The organism is Clostridium sp. SM-530-WT-3G (assembly GCF_012843905.1).
GTDB lineage: Bacteria > Bacillota > Clostridia > Clostridiales > Clostridiaceae > Clostridium.
Window position 1 is genome coordinate 32,514 of the sequence record NZ_JABAGC010000010.1, and the last position, 18,655, is coordinate 51,168.

20 protein-coding genes are annotated in these 18,655 nt (G+C 28.7%); 18 read left to right on the forward strand and 2 right to left on the reverse strand.

Annotated features, from left to right (window positions below; genetic code table 11):
- From HF850_RS05825 to rho, 4 genes are all read left to right on the forward strand, one after another.
- Complete coding sequence (locus HF850_RS05825; RefSeq protein WP_169104535.1) at positions 1–414, forward strand: DUF1934 domain-containing protein; 414 nt, start codon at positions 1–3, stop codon at positions 412–414.
- 119 nt (positions 415–533) lie between these two features.
- Positions 534–866: a hypothetical protein gene (locus HF850_RS05830; protein WP_169104536.1), complete on the forward strand. Its 333-nt coding sequence runs from the start codon at positions 534–536 to the stop codon at positions 864–866.
- Between the two features lie 137 nt (positions 867–1,003).
- Positions 1,004–2,605 (forward strand): CTP synthase, encoded by a 1,602-nt coding sequence (locus HF850_RS05835; RefSeq protein ID WP_169104537.1) that lies wholly within the window; start codon positions 1,004–1,006, stop codon positions 2,603–2,605.
- Positions 2,606–2,926: 321 nt separating this feature from the next.
- Positions 2,927–4,420, forward strand: coding sequence for a transcription termination factor Rho (gene rho, locus HF850_RS05840; protein WP_169104538.1), 1,494 nt, complete (start codon positions 2,927–2,929; stop codon positions 4,418–4,420).
- A gap of 41 nt (positions 4,421–4,461) precedes the next feature.
- On the opposite strand, the gene HF850_RS05845 is transcribed toward rho, so the two are convergent.
- Together HF850_RS05845 and rpmE are read right to left on the reverse strand one after the other, a co-directional pair.
- Positions 4,462–5,565, reverse strand: a complete 1,104-nt coding sequence (locus HF850_RS05845; RefSeq protein WP_169104539.1) for a glycosyltransferase — start codon at positions 5,563–5,565, stop codon at positions 4,462–4,464.
- Between the two features lie 134 nt (positions 5,566–5,699).
- The gene (gene rpmE, locus HF850_RS05850) at positions 5,700–5,909 is read right to left on the reverse strand and encodes a 50S ribosomal protein L31 (protein WP_169104540.1); all 210 of its coding nucleotides are present in this window, start codon (positions 5,907–5,909) and stop codon (positions 5,700–5,702) included.
- Between the two features lie 241 nt (positions 5,910–6,150).
- Between rpmE and HF850_RS05855 the strand changes: the two genes are divergently transcribed.
- From HF850_RS05855 to HF850_RS05920, 14 genes are all read left to right on the forward strand, one after another.
- Complete coding sequence (locus HF850_RS05855; protein ID WP_169104541.1) at positions 6,151–6,738, forward strand: thymidine kinase; 588 nt, start codon at positions 6,151–6,153, stop codon at positions 6,736–6,738.
- A 65-nt stretch (positions 6,739–6,803) separates the two neighbouring features.
- Positions 6,804–8,564, forward strand: a complete 1,761-nt coding sequence (prmC, locus tag HF850_RS05860) for a peptide chain release factor N(5)-glutamine methyltransferase (RefSeq protein WP_169104542.1) — start codon at positions 6,804–6,806, stop codon at positions 8,562–8,564.
- A gap of 127 nt (positions 8,565–8,691) precedes the next feature.
- Positions 8,692–9,774: a peptide chain release factor 1 gene (gene prfA, locus HF850_RS05865; protein ID WP_169104543.1), complete on the forward strand. Its 1,083-nt coding sequence runs from the start codon at positions 8,692–8,694 to the stop codon at positions 9,772–9,774.
- Between the two features lie 112 nt (positions 9,775–9,886).
- A complete protein-coding gene (locus tag HF850_RS05870) occupies positions 9,887–10,480 on the forward strand; it encodes a hypothetical protein (protein ID WP_169104544.1) in 594 nt (197 codons plus the stop codon).
- Between the two features lie 89 nt (positions 10,481–10,569).
- On the forward strand, positions 10,570–11,616 hold the full coding sequence (locus HF850_RS05875; protein WP_169104545.1) for an L-threonylcarbamoyladenylate synthase: 1,047 nt from the start codon (positions 10,570–10,572) through the stop codon (positions 11,614–11,616).
- A 21-nt stretch (positions 11,617–11,637) separates the two neighbouring features.
- Positions 11,638–12,087: a ribose 5-phosphate isomerase B gene (gene rpiB / locus HF850_RS05880; protein ID WP_169104546.1), complete on the forward strand. Its 450-nt coding sequence runs from the start codon at positions 11,638–11,640 to the stop codon at positions 12,085–12,087.
- Between the two features lie 75 nt (positions 12,088–12,162).
- The gene (upp, locus tag HF850_RS05885) at positions 12,163–12,792 is read left to right on the forward strand and encodes a uracil phosphoribosyltransferase (RefSeq protein WP_169104547.1); all 630 of its coding nucleotides are present in this window, start codon (positions 12,163–12,165) and stop codon (positions 12,790–12,792) included.
- 21 nt (positions 12,793–12,813) lie between these two features.
- A complete protein-coding gene (locus HF850_RS05890) occupies positions 12,814–13,308 on the forward strand; it encodes a deaminase (RefSeq protein WP_169104548.1) in 495 nt (164 codons plus the stop codon).
- A 105-nt stretch (positions 13,309–13,413) separates the two neighbouring features.
- Complete coding sequence (gene wecB / locus HF850_RS05895; RefSeq protein ID WP_169104549.1) at positions 13,414–14,565, forward strand: UDP-N-acetylglucosamine 2-epimerase (non-hydrolyzing); 1,152 nt, start codon at positions 13,414–13,416, stop codon at positions 14,563–14,565.
- Between the two features lie 219 nt (positions 14,566–14,784).
- Entirely contained in the window at positions 14,785–15,966 is a 1,182-nt protein-coding gene (locus tag HF850_RS05900; RefSeq protein WP_169104550.1) for an acetyl-CoA C-acetyltransferase, read from the forward strand.
- Between the two features lie 850 nt (positions 15,967–16,816).
- The gene (locus HF850_RS05905) at positions 16,817–17,173 is read left to right on the forward strand and encodes a hypothetical protein (protein ID WP_169104551.1); all 357 of its coding nucleotides are present in this window, start codon (positions 16,817–16,819) and stop codon (positions 17,171–17,173) included.
- A gap of 18 nt (positions 17,174–17,191) precedes the next feature.
- Complete coding sequence (locus tag HF850_RS05910) at positions 17,192–17,872, forward strand: F0F1 ATP synthase subunit A (protein ID WP_169104552.1); 681 nt, start codon at positions 17,192–17,194, stop codon at positions 17,870–17,872.
- 35 nt (positions 17,873–17,907) lie between these two features.
- The gene (gene atpE, locus HF850_RS05915; RefSeq protein WP_169104553.1) at positions 17,908–18,123 is read left to right on the forward strand and encodes an ATP synthase F0 subunit C; all 216 of its coding nucleotides are present in this window, start codon (positions 17,908–17,910) and stop codon (positions 18,121–18,123) included.
- 52 nt (positions 18,124–18,175) lie between these two features.
- Positions 18,176–18,655 (forward strand): F0F1 ATP synthase subunit B, encoded by a 480-nt coding sequence (locus HF850_RS05920; protein WP_169104554.1) that lies wholly within the window; start codon positions 18,176–18,178, stop codon positions 18,653–18,655.

An 18,655-nucleotide genomic window follows, 5' to 3' on the forward strand; every position in this document is an offset into this window, starting at 1 on the left:
ATGAGTAAAAAAGCAGTAATTACTGTTAAGAGTAATATATCAGTTGAAGAAGAATTTATTGAAGTAATAACTCCAGGTGTATTTACAGTATTAAAAAATGGTTTCAAAGTTGAATATGAAGAAACTAAGATTTCGGGAATGGAAGGCACCAAAACAACAATGTTTATAAGGAAAAATTCATTTCAACTTATGAGACGTGGAAGTACTGAGACAAAAATGCTTTTTGATAAAAGTAATCAATCTATGTCATTATATAAAACTCCATATGGAAATATGGCAATAACTATAGATACAAAACATATAAAGATTGATGTTGATGAAAATGGAGGAGATATACATATAATATATACTCTATTAATAGAAGATCAACAAAGAATAGAAACTGATTTGAAAGTAAACATAAATGTTATATAAAATAGCATATAAAATATGAACTACTAATAATATTAGTGGTTCTTTTTCATTGTTTAAAATTGGTATATAGAGGTAATAATATTTAAAAAAGATAAATTATATTTTAAGAGGTATTAGAATTGGAAAATAAATTATATTACAATGAAATAATTAATTATATGTGTAGGTATTATGATGTTACAAGTGAAGAATTAATTGAAGTATTAAATACTAAAGAAAATATATATATTCTTTTATTGCTTTTAAAAAAACATAATTGTTTGAATATAAAAAAATTAAAGGATAAATATAAATTTGAAGAAAAAATAAGAATTAAGAATAGGCTCAAGAAAGCTGAAGAAATGCTACTTATCAATACTTTTTTTAGAGAAAAATATTTTATGATAGAAAATTATATTGAAAAAAATAATGCCAACACAAAAAAAACACTAGATATTAATAATAATATGTGATAGTATTATATCTATGTTGAAATTATGAGCAGCACAAAAAGGCCCTCTATTAATTTAGTGGGTAATTTATATTATAGCAATGAAAAAAAGTAAAGTCAATAGAAAAATAATATATTTTTACAATATAGGAGGATAAAATGAGTACTAAGTATGTTTTCGTTACAGGTGGAGTAGTATCAGGATTAGGAAAGGGAATAACTGCAGCATCCCTAGGAAGATTATTAAAAAATAGAGGGTTAAGTATATCAATTCAAAAATTTGATCCATATTTAAACGTAGACCCAGGTACAATGAGTCCATATCAACATGGAGAAGTTTTCGTAACTGATGATGGAGCGGAAACAGATTTAGACTTAGGACACTACGAAAGATTTATAGATGAGAATTTAAGTAAAAACTCAAATGTTACAACTGGTAGAATTTATAGTACGGTTATAGAAAAAGAAAGAAGAGGAGAATATCTTGGAGGAACAGTTCAAGTTATACCTCATATTACTAATGAAATTAAAGATAAAGTATATCAAGTTGCAAAAGAAAGAGATGTTGATGTTGTAATAACTGAAATAGGTGGTACTGTTGGAGATATTGAGTCTCAACCATTCTTAGAAGCTATAAGACAAATAAAAAGTGAAGCTGGTGCAGACAATGTATGTTATATACATGTTACTTTAGTACCTTACTTGGGAAAATCAGGTGAATTAAAGACAAAACCAACTCAACATTCAGTTAAGGAATTAAGAACTATAGGTATTCAACCAGATATAATTGTATGTAGAACTGAAAAAGAATTAAACGAAGATTTAAAAGCTAAAATCGGTTTATTCTGTAATATAGAAGGAAAATCAGTTATTCAAAACCTTGATGCAGATCATTTATATGAAGTTCCATTAATGCTTCATGGTGAAGGCTTAGATAATTTAGTAATAGAAAAATTACATTTAGGATGTAAAGATATAGACAATTCTGAATGGATTGAAATGGTTAATAGAATTAAAAATCTTAAGGATAATGTTGAAATTGCTTTAGTTGGTAAGTATGTAGAATTACATGATGCATATATCTCAGTTGTTGAAGCTTTAAGTCATGGTGGATATGCAAATGATTCTGAAGTTAAAATTAGATGGATAAATGCAGAAGATATTGAAAATGGAGATGTTAATGAAATTCTTAAGGGAGTAGATGGTGTATTAGTTCCTGGTGGATTTGGTGATAGAGGAGTAGAAGGAAAAATTGAGTCTATCAAATGGGCTAGAGAAAATAAGGTACCTTTCCTTGGAATATGTTTAGGAATGCAATGTGCAGTTATTGAATTTGCTAGAAATGTGCTTGGATTTGAAGGTGCAAATAGTTCAGAAATAAATCCAGATACAAAATATCCAGTTATAGATTTAATGAATGATCAAAAAGATATTGAAAATCTTGGTGGAACAATGAGGCTTGGACAATATCCATGTAAGCTTGATGAAAGTAGTAAATCATTTGATTTATACGGTACAGACCTTATAAATGAAAGACATAGACACAGATATGAATTTAATAATACATATAGAGAACAAATAGTTGAAGCTGGAATGAAGATTGCAGGAACAAGTCCTGACAATAGATTAGTTGAAATAGTAGAAATTGAAGATCATCCATGGTTTGTAGCAGCACAATTCCATCCAGAATTAAAATCAAGACCAAATAAACCACATCCATTATTCAGAGGATTTATTGAAGCTGCATTAAAAAATAGATAATTTATAATAATATTACATATATAAAAATTGTTTTATATTATAATTTAATATATAATATAGTTAAATTTTAAACTGGTAAATTTTAAATTTACCAGTTTAAAATTATATACATAGAAATGAAATTAATTTATGTAGATTAGTTTTATATATCCAGTATGTTCTTATGATTATCTTATTCAAGTTTAGATTAATCAGTGTTGCTAATGACATGAAAGAAATCTGAAACATCATATCATATACTCTTTATTTTTTTCCGTATGTAAATTGATTATTATGTTTAAAGTATAGATAGATTTGTCTATATAAGATGGAGGTGCCGATTTGACAAAACAGGAATACGAAAATATGACATTAAGTAGTTTAAAAGAAATTGCAAAAGAGTTAGGCGTAAAAAATATATCTAAATTTAAAAAGAATGAATTGATAGATGAAATAATTAAAGTTTCTCCTAATTCGATTGAAAAAGATGGAGTTGTATTAAGAGAAAATATATCTCCTAAGGAAAATGGAAAAACAGTAGAAAGTAATAAAAATATCAATGTTAATAGACAAAATAATATAAATAGAAGTAGTGATAATCAAAGATCTAATAATGCTGGTATAAATAATAATTATAATAATTTCAGAAATGAATCGAATGACTCTGAAAAAATAGAAAAAAAAGAAGTACTTAAAGAAATGATAAATGAATCTAATACTGCTAAGGGTATATTAGAAATCTTAGAAAATAATAATTTTGGATTTTTAAGATGTAAAAATTATTTGACAAGCAGTGAAGATATATATGTATCTCCATCTCAGATAAGAAGATTCAATTTGAGAACTGGTGATGAAGTACAAGGGAAGATAAGGGAAGCTAAGGAAGGCGAAAAATTTAAAGCATTATTATATGTTGAAAAAGTAAATGGAGAGCATCCAGAAAAGGCTATAGGAAGAAAGTCTTTTGAAACCTTAACACCAATATATCCAAAAGAAAGATTAAGATTAGAAAATTTAAATAATCCAAATGATCTTTCTTCAAGGTTAATGGATATAATATGTCCTATAGGCAAGGGTCAGAGAGGACTTATAGTCGCTCCTCCAAAAGCAGGTAAAACTACTTTACTTAAAAAAGTTGCTCAGAATATAGTTAAGAACTATCCAGATATAAAATTAATAGTTCTTCTTATAGATGAAAGACCAGAAGAAGTTACTGATATGCAGAGGTCAATCAATGGTGATGTTGTTTATTCAACATTTGATGAAGAACCACAAAATCATGCTAAAGTTTCACAAATGGTTCTTGAAAGAGCCAAGAGAATGGTTGAACAAGGAAAAGATGTAGTAATACTTATGGATAGTATTACTAGATTATCTAGAGCATATAATTTAACTATAACTCCAACGGGAAGGACTTTATCAGGAGGGCTTGACCCAGGAGCACTTATCATGCCTAAAAAATTCTTTGGAGCAGCTAGAAATATAGAAGAAGGTGGAAGTCTTACTATACTTGCAACAGCGCTTGTTGAAACAGGTTCTAGAATGGATGATATGATTTTTGAAGAATTTAAAGGTACAGGAAATATGGAAGTTCATTTAGATAGAAGACTTCAAGAAAGAAGAATATTCCCGGCTATAGATATATATAAATCTGGAACAAGAAAAGAAGATTTACTATTATCAAAAGAAGAACAAGATGTTGCTTTTGCCATAAGAAGAGTTATGTATAAAGAAGGAAATGCAGACGATGTTACAGAAAACTTGATAAATATGTTATCTAAAACTAAAGATAATAAAGAATTTATTGATGTATTCTTAAAAAATAATAAAAAATAGTATATTAAAAGTGACCATATAAAAATATATATTGGTCACTTTTAATTTTTAATTAGATTTTCTGCAATGTCTACTATTTTGTCTAGTGAATAAGTATCAGCTAAAGTTTTAATTCTATTTTTTATTAACTTTAGTTTTTCAGGATTTTCAATTAAATTATCTATTTCTGAATTAAGATTTTGTATGCTATCTACTTTTACTGAATATCCCTCACTTGTTAAAAAATCAATATTTTCATTTTCCTGCCCTGGAATCGAAAATGGTATTATTAGTGGTATATTTTTTACTATAGATTCTGTTACTGTAAGACCTCCAGGTTTTGAAACTATAACATCACAATAATCCATTAAATATGGGATATCATTTGTAAATCCTAATATATGAACTTTTTTGCTTGTAAAAGTATTATTATTACAATAATCAGTTAATAGCTTTTTTAGTTGTTCATTTTTACCGCAAACAACAGTTATTCTTAATTTGTGTCTATTTTTTAATAATTCCTTCATTACTATGAAAATAATATCTAATCCAAAACTTCCGCCCATAAGAAGTAAATTGAAATATTGATTATCTTTTAAGTCATCTGCATTAGTGACATTAATATAAAATTTCTTATCTATGGGTATTCCAATAGGATATATTTTGTTAGCATCAATATTTTTTTCTATCAGAGATTTCTTTGTATAATTACTTCCGGTAATATAAGCATCTACATAACTGCTTATATAAGTATAATGAGCTTTAAAATCAGTAACTGTTAAAATATAAGGAGTTTTTAAACCTTCTTTTTTTAAATTAGATACTATACGTGTACTTAATGCATGTGTTCCTATAATTACATCAGGATTTACTTCGTGAATCAACTTTGATACTTTTTTTTTAGGAAAAATAAAAGGAATGTTCAATAAGCTATTTACCATAGGGGTATTGGTTAAATTATAGAACCAACCATATATTTTAGGAAATTTTGATGCCATAATTTTGTAACCAATTACGACTACATCATTCAAAAATTTACTGTTTCTAGCTAAGAAATCATGTGTTATAAGTTCATAACCAGATTCCTTAAAAGATTCTCCAATAGATGTAGCAGCTTGATTGTGCCCTTGTCCTGTAGAAATTGTCAAAATCAAAACTTTTTTCATTTAATTCACTCATTTCCAATGTATTCTAGCATATAGTTTATCATTTTTTGTAAAGAAATTAAATGGTACTTTTAAATAAAAAAGGAAAGTTATTTGAAGAAAAAAGGGAAAGACATTGTCTTTCCCTAAATCTCTTATTTGTTGCTAAGACCGAATCTCTTGTTGAATTTATCAACTCTTCCGCCAACGTCAACGATTTTTTGTTTACCAGTGAAGAATGGGTGGCATTTAGAGCATATTTCAACTTTAAGTTCTGGTTTAACAGAACCAGTAGTGAAAGTGTTTCCACATGCACACTTAACCACAGCATCGTGATGGTATTCTGGATGTATGCCTTCTCTCATTATTTTTCACCTCTTTCAATTATATAAACTGTTTTTATTTTTTCAATAACAACTACTAGATTATAACATATAGCAATATTAGCGTCAATAAAATTGTATGATTAAAAATAGATGAAACAGTAGATTTATGTGGAATTTACGCCAATTATATAATGATATATTAATATAAAAAAATCTTTTTATGATATGTATTAAATGATATAATCGTTATTGATAAATAAAAAGGAGAATACACGAATATATGAGTAAATTATATTTTAGATACGGTGCGATGAATTCAGGGAAATCAACTCATTTGATGCAGGTTGCATATAATTATGAAGAACGTGGAATGAATGTTGTAATAATTAAGCCTAAAGTAGACAGTAAAGGCGGAGAAAAACTACTTTCAAGACTTGGTGTTGCAAGAAAAGTAGACTTATTAATATCAGAAGATGATAACATATTTGACATAATTAAAAATTATAATAAAGAAGTAAAGAAAATTGATTGTATATTAGTAGATGAAGTTCAATTTATGAAGGCATATCAAATAGATCAGCTTTTTGAAATATCAGTGAAAATGGATATTCCAACTATATGCTATGGTCTTAGAACAGATTTTAAACTTAATGGTTTTGAAGGAAGTACCAGACTTTTATTATTAGCACATAGTATAGAAGAAATGAAGACAATATGTGCATGTGGTAGAAAAGCTATATTTAATGGAAGAAAAATAAATAATAAGTTTGTATTTGAAGGTGATCAGATAGCTATTGATGAAGAAAATAATGTTCAATATGAATCATTATGCGGACAATGCTATTATAAGTATAAGGATAAAAAATAGTTCATATATTTACAGAAAATTTTTCAAATACTTGCTAAATAAATTTAGAGAGTAAGTGATAAAAAATGAAAAGGCGTGATGTTGGAGGGCAAGCTGTTATAGAAGGTGTAATGATGAGAGGAAGCAAAAGTCTTGCAACAGCAGTAAGAACTCCTAAAGGAAATATAGAAATTAATTATAAAGATAATATACCTATAACAAAAAAAAATCCTGTTTTTAATATACCATTTTTAAGAGGGTTTTTTGTACTTATAGAATCAATGAAAGTTGGAATGGAATCACTAAATTATTCAGCTACATTTTTAGAAGATGAAGATTATGAACCAAGCAAGTTTGAAAAATGGCTTGAGAGGAAGATGGGAAAAAAGGCAGAGGATATAATCCTTGCAATTACAATGATTATGTCGTTTATCTTTTCAATTGGACTTTTTATATTAATACCTACTGGAATTGCATCATTATTTAAAAAATACGGAGTTTCGAATGTTGTACTTAATCTGACAGAAGCTTTTATACGAATAATAATTCTTCTTATATATATGTATTTTATAAGTAGAATAAAAGACATTTATAGGCTATTTCAATATCATGGAGCAGAACATAAAACGATTTTTTGTTATGAGGCTATGGAAGAATTAACAGTAGAAAATGTGAAAAAACAACCTCGACTTCATCCGAGGTGCGGAACAAATTTTATTTTTTTAGTCATGTTTGTAAGTATAGTAGTTTTTTCATTTACTGGATGGGGCGGAATAGGTGAAAGGTTGATACTCAGAATAGTGTTAATTCCAGTAATTATAGGGATTAGTTATGAATTAATAAAATGGCTTGGAAAAACTGATAGTACGTTGTCAAGGATAGTTGCGTATCCTGGCCTTAAATTACAATTAATAACAACAAAGGAGCCCGATGATTCGCAGATAGAGGTTGCGATTGCATCATTAAAGGCTGCAGAAGGAATTGAAGATATGGATAAGACTATTGAAGAATTACTTAATTCAGGAACATCAATATTAAAACAAAATAAGATAGATACAGCAAGATTGGATGCTGAACTATTATTAGGATATATTATAGGAAAGAAAAGAATATATCTTATTACTCATAAAGAAGAATATATTAGTAAAGAAGATGCTGATAAATATTATGAACTTATAGAAAAGCGAAGAAAAAGGATGCCTGTAAAATATATACTAAAAGAATGTGAATTTATGGGTATAGATTTTTATGTGGAAGAAGGAGTACTTATTCCAAGAGGAGATACTGAAATACTAGTAGATGAAGTACTAAAACATATAAATAAAGATGATAAAAAAGAAGTATGTGATTTATGCTGTGGTTCAGGAGCTATTGGAATAGCACTTGCTAGTTTAAGAGAGAATATACATGTGGATCTTATTGATTACTATCCTATTCCAGAAAAAGTTACATTAATAAATATAGAAAAGCACAATCTTAAAGAGAGAGCTGAGTTTATTAAAAGCGATTTATTGGATCAGCCTATACTTCAAAACAAAAAATATGATATTCTTGTTTCAAATCCACCATATATTGAAGATTCAGAAATTGAAAAACTTATGGATGATGTTCAAAAATATGAACCACATACAGCACTTAAAGGTGGAGAAGATGGATTGGATTTCTATAAGAAAATAGTAGAAAAAAGCAGTATGGTTTTAAAGAAAAATGGAATACTAGCTTTTGAAATAGGCTATAATCAAGGTGAAGCAGTAAAAAAACTTATGGAAGATAATAATTACATTAATGTGAAAGTAGTAAAAGATCTTGCAGGTTTAGATAGAGTGGTAATTGGTGAATTAAATTAAAAAGTATATTAAAATTAAGTATCAAATACTTGAATCATTAAAATAATGAGATAGAAGGTAAATTGATATTATATCGAATAATGTGATATAATATAAAAATGGCAAAAATAAAGTACGGAGTGATTATATGTTATTAGATAAATTAGAGTTTATAGAAAATAAATATGACGAATTATCAGTAAAAATCAGTGATCCATCTATTATGCAAAATCAAAATGAATGGAGAAAACTTTGTAAAGAGCATGCTGATTTAGAAATTATAGTAAACGCATATAGAGAATATAAGAGCGTTACTCAAGAATTAGCTGATAATAAAGAAATGTTAAGCAGTGAAAGTGATAAAGAAATGAGAGAAATGCTTAACGAAGAAATTTCAGCATTAACACAAAGAGAAGAAGAATTAGAAAAAGAAATTCAAATTCTATTATTACCTAAAGATCCTAATGATGAAAAGAATGTTTTCGTAGAAATTAGAGGTGGTGCAGGTGGTGAAGAAGCTGCATTATTTGCATACAACTTATTTAGAATGTACACAAGATACGCAGAAACTCAAAGATGGCAAGTTGAAATCATGAGTTTAAATGAAACAGATCTTGGTGGATGCAAGGAAGTTGTATTCATGATTAAAGGTAATGGGGCATATTCTAAATTAAAATATGAAAGTGGTGTACATAGAGTACAAAGAGTTCCAGATACTGAATCAAGTGGTAGAATTCATACTTCAACAGCTACTGTAGCAGTGCTTCCAGAAGTTGATGATGTTGAAATAGAAGTATTAGACAAAGATATTAGAATAGATGTATTTAGAGCATCAGGTAATGGTGGACAATGCGTTAATACAACAGACTCAGCAGTAAGAATTACTCACATTCCTACTGGTTTAGTTGTTTCATGTCAGGATGAAAAATCTCAGCTTAAGAATAAAGAAAAAGCTATGAAAGTATTAAAGTCAAGACTTTATGAACAGGCTGAAAAGGAAAGACAAGATGGAATAGCAGAAGATAGAAAGAGCCAAGTCGGAACTGGTGATAGAAGTGAAAGAATAAGAACTTACAATTATCCACAAGGAAGAGTTACTGATCATAGAATAGGACTTACTTTATACAAGTTAGAAACATTCTTAGATGGTGACTTAGACGAAATGATTAATGCTTTAATTACAGCAGACCAAGCTGAAAAAATGAAATTAATGGGTAATACACAAGAATAATATTTACTTAAATTAGGGATTGTATCAATAATTATTTATGAAGATTATATAAGATGTTCTTCAGGGAGTTAATTTTGACACAATCCCTTTAATAAAGTATGGAGGAATAAATATGGATATATATACTGCGGTAAAGAAAGAAAAGAAAAATCTAAAGATTTTTTTTATATCAATGATAATTATTGCGCTTATTCTTCCAATAGCAGTTATTATAACTAATTTGACTACTTTTTTTTATTTTGCATATTTGGGAGTTATTGAATTTTTAATAGTTATATCAATGATTATAAGGCTTAATTATTATAAGGTTGAATTTAAATGTATAAATAATAAGCTTATGTTTAAAACGGGAATACTTACAAAACAGTATTTAATTATATGTGATAAAGTTGTCCTTGTTCATACTAATAAATCAGATTATGACCTGGAAATAATAATTGTAACAACAACAAATTTCAGAAATAAATCTTTAAGAAAAGTTGATAATAATTTTTTAAAAAGATATCCTCGAATTAAAAGTAATCTTGATTATTTAAATAGAGTTAATGGTGAAGAGGACAGGAAATATTATTTTCAAATTGTAAGAAGAGGCGGTTTAAAAAAATATTTACTTCTTGATTGTATATATAAAAATTGTGTTAAGGCTATTTATACTGAGCAAAGTATTCAGAATATAAAAATAGCTAGGGGACAGACTATAGTTTAAAGGAAACTCGCCAATATTTGTTGGCTGAGTAATCTATTTATACTAAATGCAAGATTTAGGTTCTGTACTTATAGAAAGAAGGGTAAACTTTGAGAACAATAATTAGTAAAATTTATGGTCCACAAGATGAAGAAAAAATAAGAGAAGCGGCTGAGTATATTAAAAATGGGGGTATAGTTGCATTCCCTACAGAAACTGTTTATGGATTAGGTGCTGATGCACTGAATGAAAAGGCTGTAAAAAAGATATTTGTAGCTAAAGGACGTCCACAGGATAATCCTTTAATTGTTCATGTTGCATCAAAGAATTTAAATAAGTATGTTGAGAATGTGCCAGATATAGCAAAAAAAATGATGGATAAATTTTGGCCGGGTCCACTTACAATAATTTTGAAAAAGAAAAATATAATTCCTAATATTACAAGTGCAAACTTAGATACAATTGGAGTAAGAATGCCAGATAATGAAGTTGCTAGAAAGTTGATTGAGTTTTCAGATACTGTAATAGCAGCTCCATCTGCTAACATAAGTGGAAGACCAAGTCCTACAGATATAGAAAGATGTATTGAAGACCTTGAAGGAAAAGTAGATTGTATAATAGGTGGGAGCCATAGCAAAATAGGAGTAGAATCTACAATATTAGATTGCACAGTAACACCTCCACTTGTATTAAGACCAGGTGGTATTACGTTAGAAATGTTAAAAGAAATAGATTCGGAAATTAAAATAGATGCTGCAGTAATGCAGAAACCTAAAGAAGGGTTGAAACCAAAAGCACCAGGAATGAAGTATAGACATTATGCACCTAAGGCAAAGGTTAGAATTATTACTGGAAATAGAAAAAAAACTGTTGAAAAGATAAAAGAAATGGTACACTATAATATAGAAAAACATAAAAAAATATGCATACTCACTGTTGAAGAACATAAGAATGAATATTTAGAAGGAAATACAATTGTATTAGGAAGCATTTCAGACTTATCAACAGTTGCTAAGAATCTTTTTGAAGCATTGAGAAAATGTGATGATATTGGTGCAGATTTGATTTTGGCAGAAGGGTATGAAGAAAAGGGTGTCGGAGTGGCTATTATGAATAGATTAAATAAAGCTGCTGGCTTTGACATAATACATGTTTAATTTTAGGAGGGTGAATATATTATGAAAATTGCAATTGGCTGTGATCATGGTGGATTTGAATTAAAAAATGAGATAATTAAATATCTAGAAAGCGAGAAATATGAAGTAAAGGATTTCGGAACATATTCTACTGATTCTTGTGATTATCCAGATATAGCTTTACCTGTAGCAGAAGCTGTTGCAGCAAAGGAATTTGATTTTGGGATATTAATATGTGGAACTGGAATTGGTATAGGAATAGCTGCAAATAAGGTTCCAGGTATAAGAGCAGCATTATGTTCAGATACATTTAGTGCACATGCAACTAGAGAACATAATAATGCTAATATTTTAACTATGGGTCAGAGAGTTGTGGGGCCAGGACTTGCAATTGATATAGTTAAAACTTTTTTAACTTCTGAGTTTCAAGGCGAAAGACATCAAAAAAGAATAGATAAAATTACAGAAATAGAAAAAAAATATTCTCGTTAAGAAGAAAAAGTTATTATTTTATAGAAAAATAGTATATAATATAAAAAATTACATTTAAATTGGGAGGCAATAAAAATGAGTAAAGTAACAGAAATAACACATCCATTAATTTTACATAAGTTGGCAATCTTAAGAGATGAAAATACAGGATCAAAAGCATTCAGACAATTAGTTGAAGAAATATCGATGTTAATGGCTTATGAAGTAACAAGAGATTTTCAAACTGAAGAAGTAGAAGTAAAGACACCAGTATCATTAACTAAATGTAAAATGTTAGCTGGTAAGAAAATGGCTGTAGTGCCAATACTTAGAGCGGGATTAGGAATGGTAGATGGAGTTTTAAACTTAATACCAGCAGCAAAGGTTGGACATATAGGTTTATACAGAGATGAAGAAACACTTCAACCAGTAGAATATTTCTGTAAATTACCACAAGATATTGCAGAAAGAGATATTATAGTTGTAGATCCAATGCTTGCAACTGGTGGATCATCAATAGATGCTCTAACAATGCTTAAGAAAAGAGGCGCTAAGAGTTTAAAATTAATGTGCCTAGTTGGTGCTCCAGAAGGAGTAGAGGCAGTTCAAAAAGCACATCCAGATGTAGATATATATTTAGCAGCAATAGATGAAAAATTAAATGAAAATGGATATATTGTTCCAGGTCTTGGAGATGCCGGAGATAGATTATTCGGAACTAAATAATAATATTGGGAGCCTGTAGGAATGAATAGGAGAGATAAAAACAATTATTATTTAGATATTGCCGAAACAGTACTAGAAAGAGGCACCTGTCTTAGAAGAAATTATGGCTCTATAATAGTAAAAAATGATGAAATAATTTCTACAGGCTATACAGGAGCCCCTAGAGGAAGAAAAAATTGTATTGACTTAAATTCATGTATAAGAGAAAAGCTAAATGTTCCTAGAGGAACTCATTATGAGCTTTGTAGAAGTGTTCATAGTGAGGCAAATGCTATTATAAGTGCTTCTCGTAAAGATATGATAGGGGCAACACTTTACCTTGTAGGAAAAGATGCTAAGACTAGAGAATATGTGCGAGATGCTAATTCATGTTCCATGTGTAAAAGATTAATAATTAATGCTGGAATAGAAAAAGTTATTATAAGAGAATCTAAGGATGAACATAGAATAATAGATGTTAATTCATGGATTATAGATGACGATTCATTGAATGTAACAGATGGTGCAGGATATTAAGTCATTATATATTTAGATTATGAATATATAGTAGAAGTAAAATAAAATTACTTCTACTATAATACTGTATGTTAATATTATGCTCAAGATTGGGAGGAAAAAAGGTTGGCTAAAAAGAAAATTATAACTATTTTTGGAACACGTCCAGAAGCTATAAAAATGGCTCCACTTGTAAAAGAATTGGAAAAAAGAGAAGAAATAGATTCCAAAGTATGTGTAACTGCACAACATAGAGAAATGCTTGACCAAGTATTGAATTTATTTGATATAAAACCAGATTTTGATTTGAATATTATGAAAACAAAACAAACTCTAACTGGTATAACTAATAAAGTTCTTGAAGGACTTGAAGAAGTATTTGCAGAAGAAAAACCAGATATGATTTTAGTTCATGGTGATACTACTACTACATTTGCAGGAGCGCTTGCTGCTTTTTATCAACAAGTAAAAGTTGGGCACGTTGAAGCTGGACTTAGAACATTTAATAAATATTTCCCTTTCCCTGAAGAAATGAATAGAAAGCTTACTGGAAGTCTTGCAGATTTACATTTTGCACCTACAATGGGTTCAAAAAATAATCTATTAAGAGAAGGAGTAAATGAAGCTGAGGTATACATAACTGGAAATACAGTAATTGATGCTATGAAACATACTGTGGAAGAAAATTATGTATTTGAAAATGATGAATTAAACAATATTGATTTTGAAAACAAAAAAGTTATTATGATTACAGCTCATAGAAGAGAAAACTGGGGCCAAGGAATAGAAAATATTTGTGAAGCTCTAAATAGAATAGTTGATGAAAATGAAGATGTGGAATTAGTTTATTTGGTTCATTTAAATCCAGTAGTTAAGGATGTTGTAACTGAAAGACTTGGAGGAAAAGATAGAGTTCATTTATTACCACCTCTTGATACAAAAGAAACTCATAATTTAATGAACAAATCATTTATGGTAATGACTGACTCAGGTGGGTTACAAGAAGAAGCTCCACATTTAGGAAAACCTGTATTAGTACTAAGAGATGTTACAGAAAGACCAGAAGCAGTAGAAGCAGGAACTGTAAAGCTTGTTGGAACAGATTCAGATGTTATAGTTAATGAAGCATCAAAAATTCTAAATGATGAAAATGAATATGCAAAAATGAGTAAAGCTATTAATCCATATGGAGATGGAAAAGCATCTGAGAGAATTGTAAATGCAATTTTAAAGTATTACGGATTAAGTGATATTGAAGTAAGCGAATTTTTAAGATAAAAGTATATTATTGATATGAAAAAGCCAAACATTAGTGTAATTCTAATGTTTGGCTTTTTCATTGTAATAAATACTTAATATATAAAAAGTTTAACTGTATATTATTAATAATAATTGATAAAAAAAGAAAAAATGGTATAATTATCTTGTGTTAATAATTTAACAAAAATGTAAAATATTTATATTAAATTATATATGGGATATATTAGGAGGTTTTTTATGAAAGACGTAGTTATTGTAAGTGCAGTTAGAACAGCACTTGGAACTTTTGGTGGATCATTAAAGAATGTTCCAGCAGTTGAATTAGGAGCATTAGTTATTAAAGAAGCTGTTAAAAGAGCTGGAGTAAATCCTGAAAATGTAGAAGAAGTAATAATGGGTAATGTTATACAAGCTGGTCTTGGACAAAACACAGCAAGACAAGCAACTTTAAAAGCAGGACTTCCAGATGAAGTATCAGCAATGACAATTAATAAAGTTTGTGGTTCAGGATTAAGAGCTGTAAGTTTAGCTGCTCAAATGATTAAAGCAGGAGATGCAGATATAATTGTTGCTGGTGGTATGGAAAGTATGTCACAAGCTCCATATGCTTTAAAAGATATGAGATGGGGACACAAAATGAATTCTGTTCCTACAGTTGATACAATGATTAATGATGCATTATGGGATGCATTTAATGATTATCATATGGGAGTTACAGCTGAAAATATAGCAAAACAATGGAACATCACTAGAGAAGAACAAGATGCTTTTGCAGCAGCTTCTCAAGCTAAAGCAGAAAAAGCTATAAAAGAAGGAAGATTTAAAGATGAAATAGTTCCAGTTGTTATACCACAAAGAAAAGGTGATCCAGTAGTATTTGATACAGATGAACAACCTAGATTTGGAACAACTACTGAAACATTAGCTAAATTAAAACCTTGCTTCATAAAAGATGGTACAGTAACAGCTGGTAATGCTTCAGGTATTAATGATGGTGCTGCGGCATTTGTTATTATGAGTGCTGAAAAGGCAGAAGAATTAGGAATTAAACCATTAGCTAAAATAGTATCTTATGGTTCAAAGGGATTAGATCCAGCTATAATGGGATATGGACCATTCCATGCAACTAAGAAGGCTTTAGAAAAAGCAAATCTTACTGTTGATGATTTAGATTTAATTGAAGCAAATGAAGCTTTTGCAGCTCAAAGTATTGCAGTAGCAAGAGATTTACATTTCGATATGGATAAAGTTAATGTAAATGGTGGAGCTGTAGCACTTGGACATCCAGTTGGAGCTTCAGGAGCTAGAATCTTAGTTACTCTTGTTCATGAAATGCAAAAGAGAGAAGCTAAAAGAGGTTTAGCAACATTATGTATCGGTGGTGGAATGGGAACTGCTGTAATAGTTGAAAGACCATAATTGACTAAGTAACTCAATATAAATACTTTTTAATAAACAAAGAAGTTATTGCATTTATTTATGTGCAGTAGCTTCTTTTTATTATATGAATATATTAGTTGCTAAATTTAGCATTAAAAATAGTTTATTAGTTAAAATAAGGATTATAAGAATATTTATAAATTGTTTCATATGATACTGGAATCAATATTTTGAATAAATATTGTAAAATTAGAGAAAATAATTTTGTTCAATATACGTATAGGGACAATAAATTATCGGAATATGTAAGGTATGCATAAATTATATCTAGATGAGTAAAATAAAATAGAGTAATAGAATTCAGTAAAATGCAAGATGAGAAGATGATTGAAAAAGTGTTTAATAAACATGAAAGTTTTACAAACAAAACATTTATTAAGTGGATTTTGATGTGATATATCTGTTGTATCGAAGATATAATCTAAAATTATTATTGAAAATTAAATAAATAATTGAATAAAAAAATATTTTTGTATTCAGTAGTACAAAAAGAGTTATTTATAACTTTATAGGAGAAAAATATATTAAATAATCAATAAATACAGTATTATTAGAACATTTATCATAAAAATTAAACTTTTTATTAATAATATAGCTAATAAAATAGTAATTCAATTTATGAAATATTCTGAAAAAAGAATAATTTGATTATAGCTGATTTATATACGAAGAAAATGCAAGTAATAGTGAACATTAGCTAGATATTTAAATGAAACTACGAGTTAATTTGAAATAAAGTAAAAAAAAGATAACTTTTAAAAAAAAATAGCGTTTTGTTAAAGATAAAGATGAGGATATAATACATGATATTAGACGTTGGGAGGTATGTATGAGTAAAGGGATAAATAAAGTCCTTAATGAAACTATAAAATTAGATCTTATAACAGGATTATTGATATCTTTATTGATAGTATTATCTTCCTCGTTTTTATATGCAATGATTTACTTCTTAGGCATTATAGTTGGATTGTTAAATTATGTATGCAGCTATTATGTTACCAATAAGATGCTCTTTAAAGGTGGTGTTAAAAGTATTCTTTCAATACTTATAACATTCGCAAGAATTTTTGGTGTAGCAGGTATTGCAGTATTGTTAAAGAATGATATAACTTTTATTGTTCTTTATATTTTTGGGTTTATTTCTTATCTGGTAATGCTTGGTATATCGTGCATTAAAAATAAATAAAGAAAGGAAGTGCTTAAAGTGGAAGCGAGCCCAATTATATTTTCATATAATTTTGGAAGGTTTACATTTGATATAACTACAAGTGTAATTGTCCAGTGGTTTGTAATACTAGTCTTGGGTATAGGGTCATATCTGTTAACAAGAAACTTGAAAATGAAGCCCGGTAAAGCTCAGGCTGCTTTAGAAAAGATTTATCAGACAATATATGATTTGGTAGAAAATGTTATGGGAAGCGCTTATGTATCTTTCATCCCTTATGTAGGTACACTAATGATTTATCTGTTAATCTTAAATTTCTTTGGACTTATAGGAATTAAGCCACCAACTCAGGATTTAAGTGTAACAACAGCATTTGCAGTTATTAGTTTCTTAGTAGTAAATGGTTATGCTATTAAGAAAAATGGTATTGCCGAGTTTGGAAAGTCCTTTGTGCATCCGTTTGCTCCTATGTTACCAATTAACATTATGGAAAAAATAGTGCTTCCAGTATCGTTGGCTCTACGACTTTTTGGTAATATGTTAGCAGCTACTTATGTACTGGATCTATTATATACAGTATTACGTAAAATAAGTGTGTTCGCACAAATAGGTTTACCAGTATTTGCACATTTATATTTTGATATTTTTGATGGGACAATCCAAATGTTGGTATTCTCAATGTTAACTATGATCTATATAAAAGTGACAGCAGAGGAATAAAAAATTAAAATTAATTATTTTGAGGAGGAATTAGAATGAATTTATCAATTTTAGCAGCAGGTATAGCTGTATTATCAGGTATTGGAGCAGGAATAGGTATTGGTATAGCTACAGGAAAGGCTGCAGAAGCAGTAGGAAGACAACCAGAAGCATCAGGTAAAATTATGACTATGTTTATATTAGGTGCTGGACTTGCAGAAGCTACAGCAATATACGGACTAATTATTTCATTTATAGCAATGGCTAAATAATCAATTTTATGAGTTAATTATATTGACTCCGAAGGGAGGATATACGTAAAAAATGGAAATGAATTTTTCAACGGTAATAATGACTTGGGTTAACTTTATAATAATTGTATTAGTTTTAAAACACTTTTTTTGGGATAAGATTAAAGGAATAATACAAGAAAGACAAGATTCTATAGACGAAAAGTTAACTAAAGCAGATGAGGATTCTGAAAAAGCAAGAATGTATTTATTACAAAATGAAAGAATCTTAAATACAGCTAGAGAAGAAGGTAAAAAGATTACTGAAGAACAAAAACAAAAAGGTGATAAGATTTACGAGGAAATTGTTCAAAATGCCAAAGATGAATCAGCATCAATAATAAAGAGAGCTAATCTAGAAATCGAAAGAGAAAAAGAAAAAGCTGAATATGAAGTTAAGAAGCAAGCAGTTGAACTTGCAGTTGAACTTTCAATGAAAGCTTTAGATAACCAAATTGATGAAGAGACTCATAGAAAACTTATCGGCGATTTTATTGCTAAGGTAGGTATATAA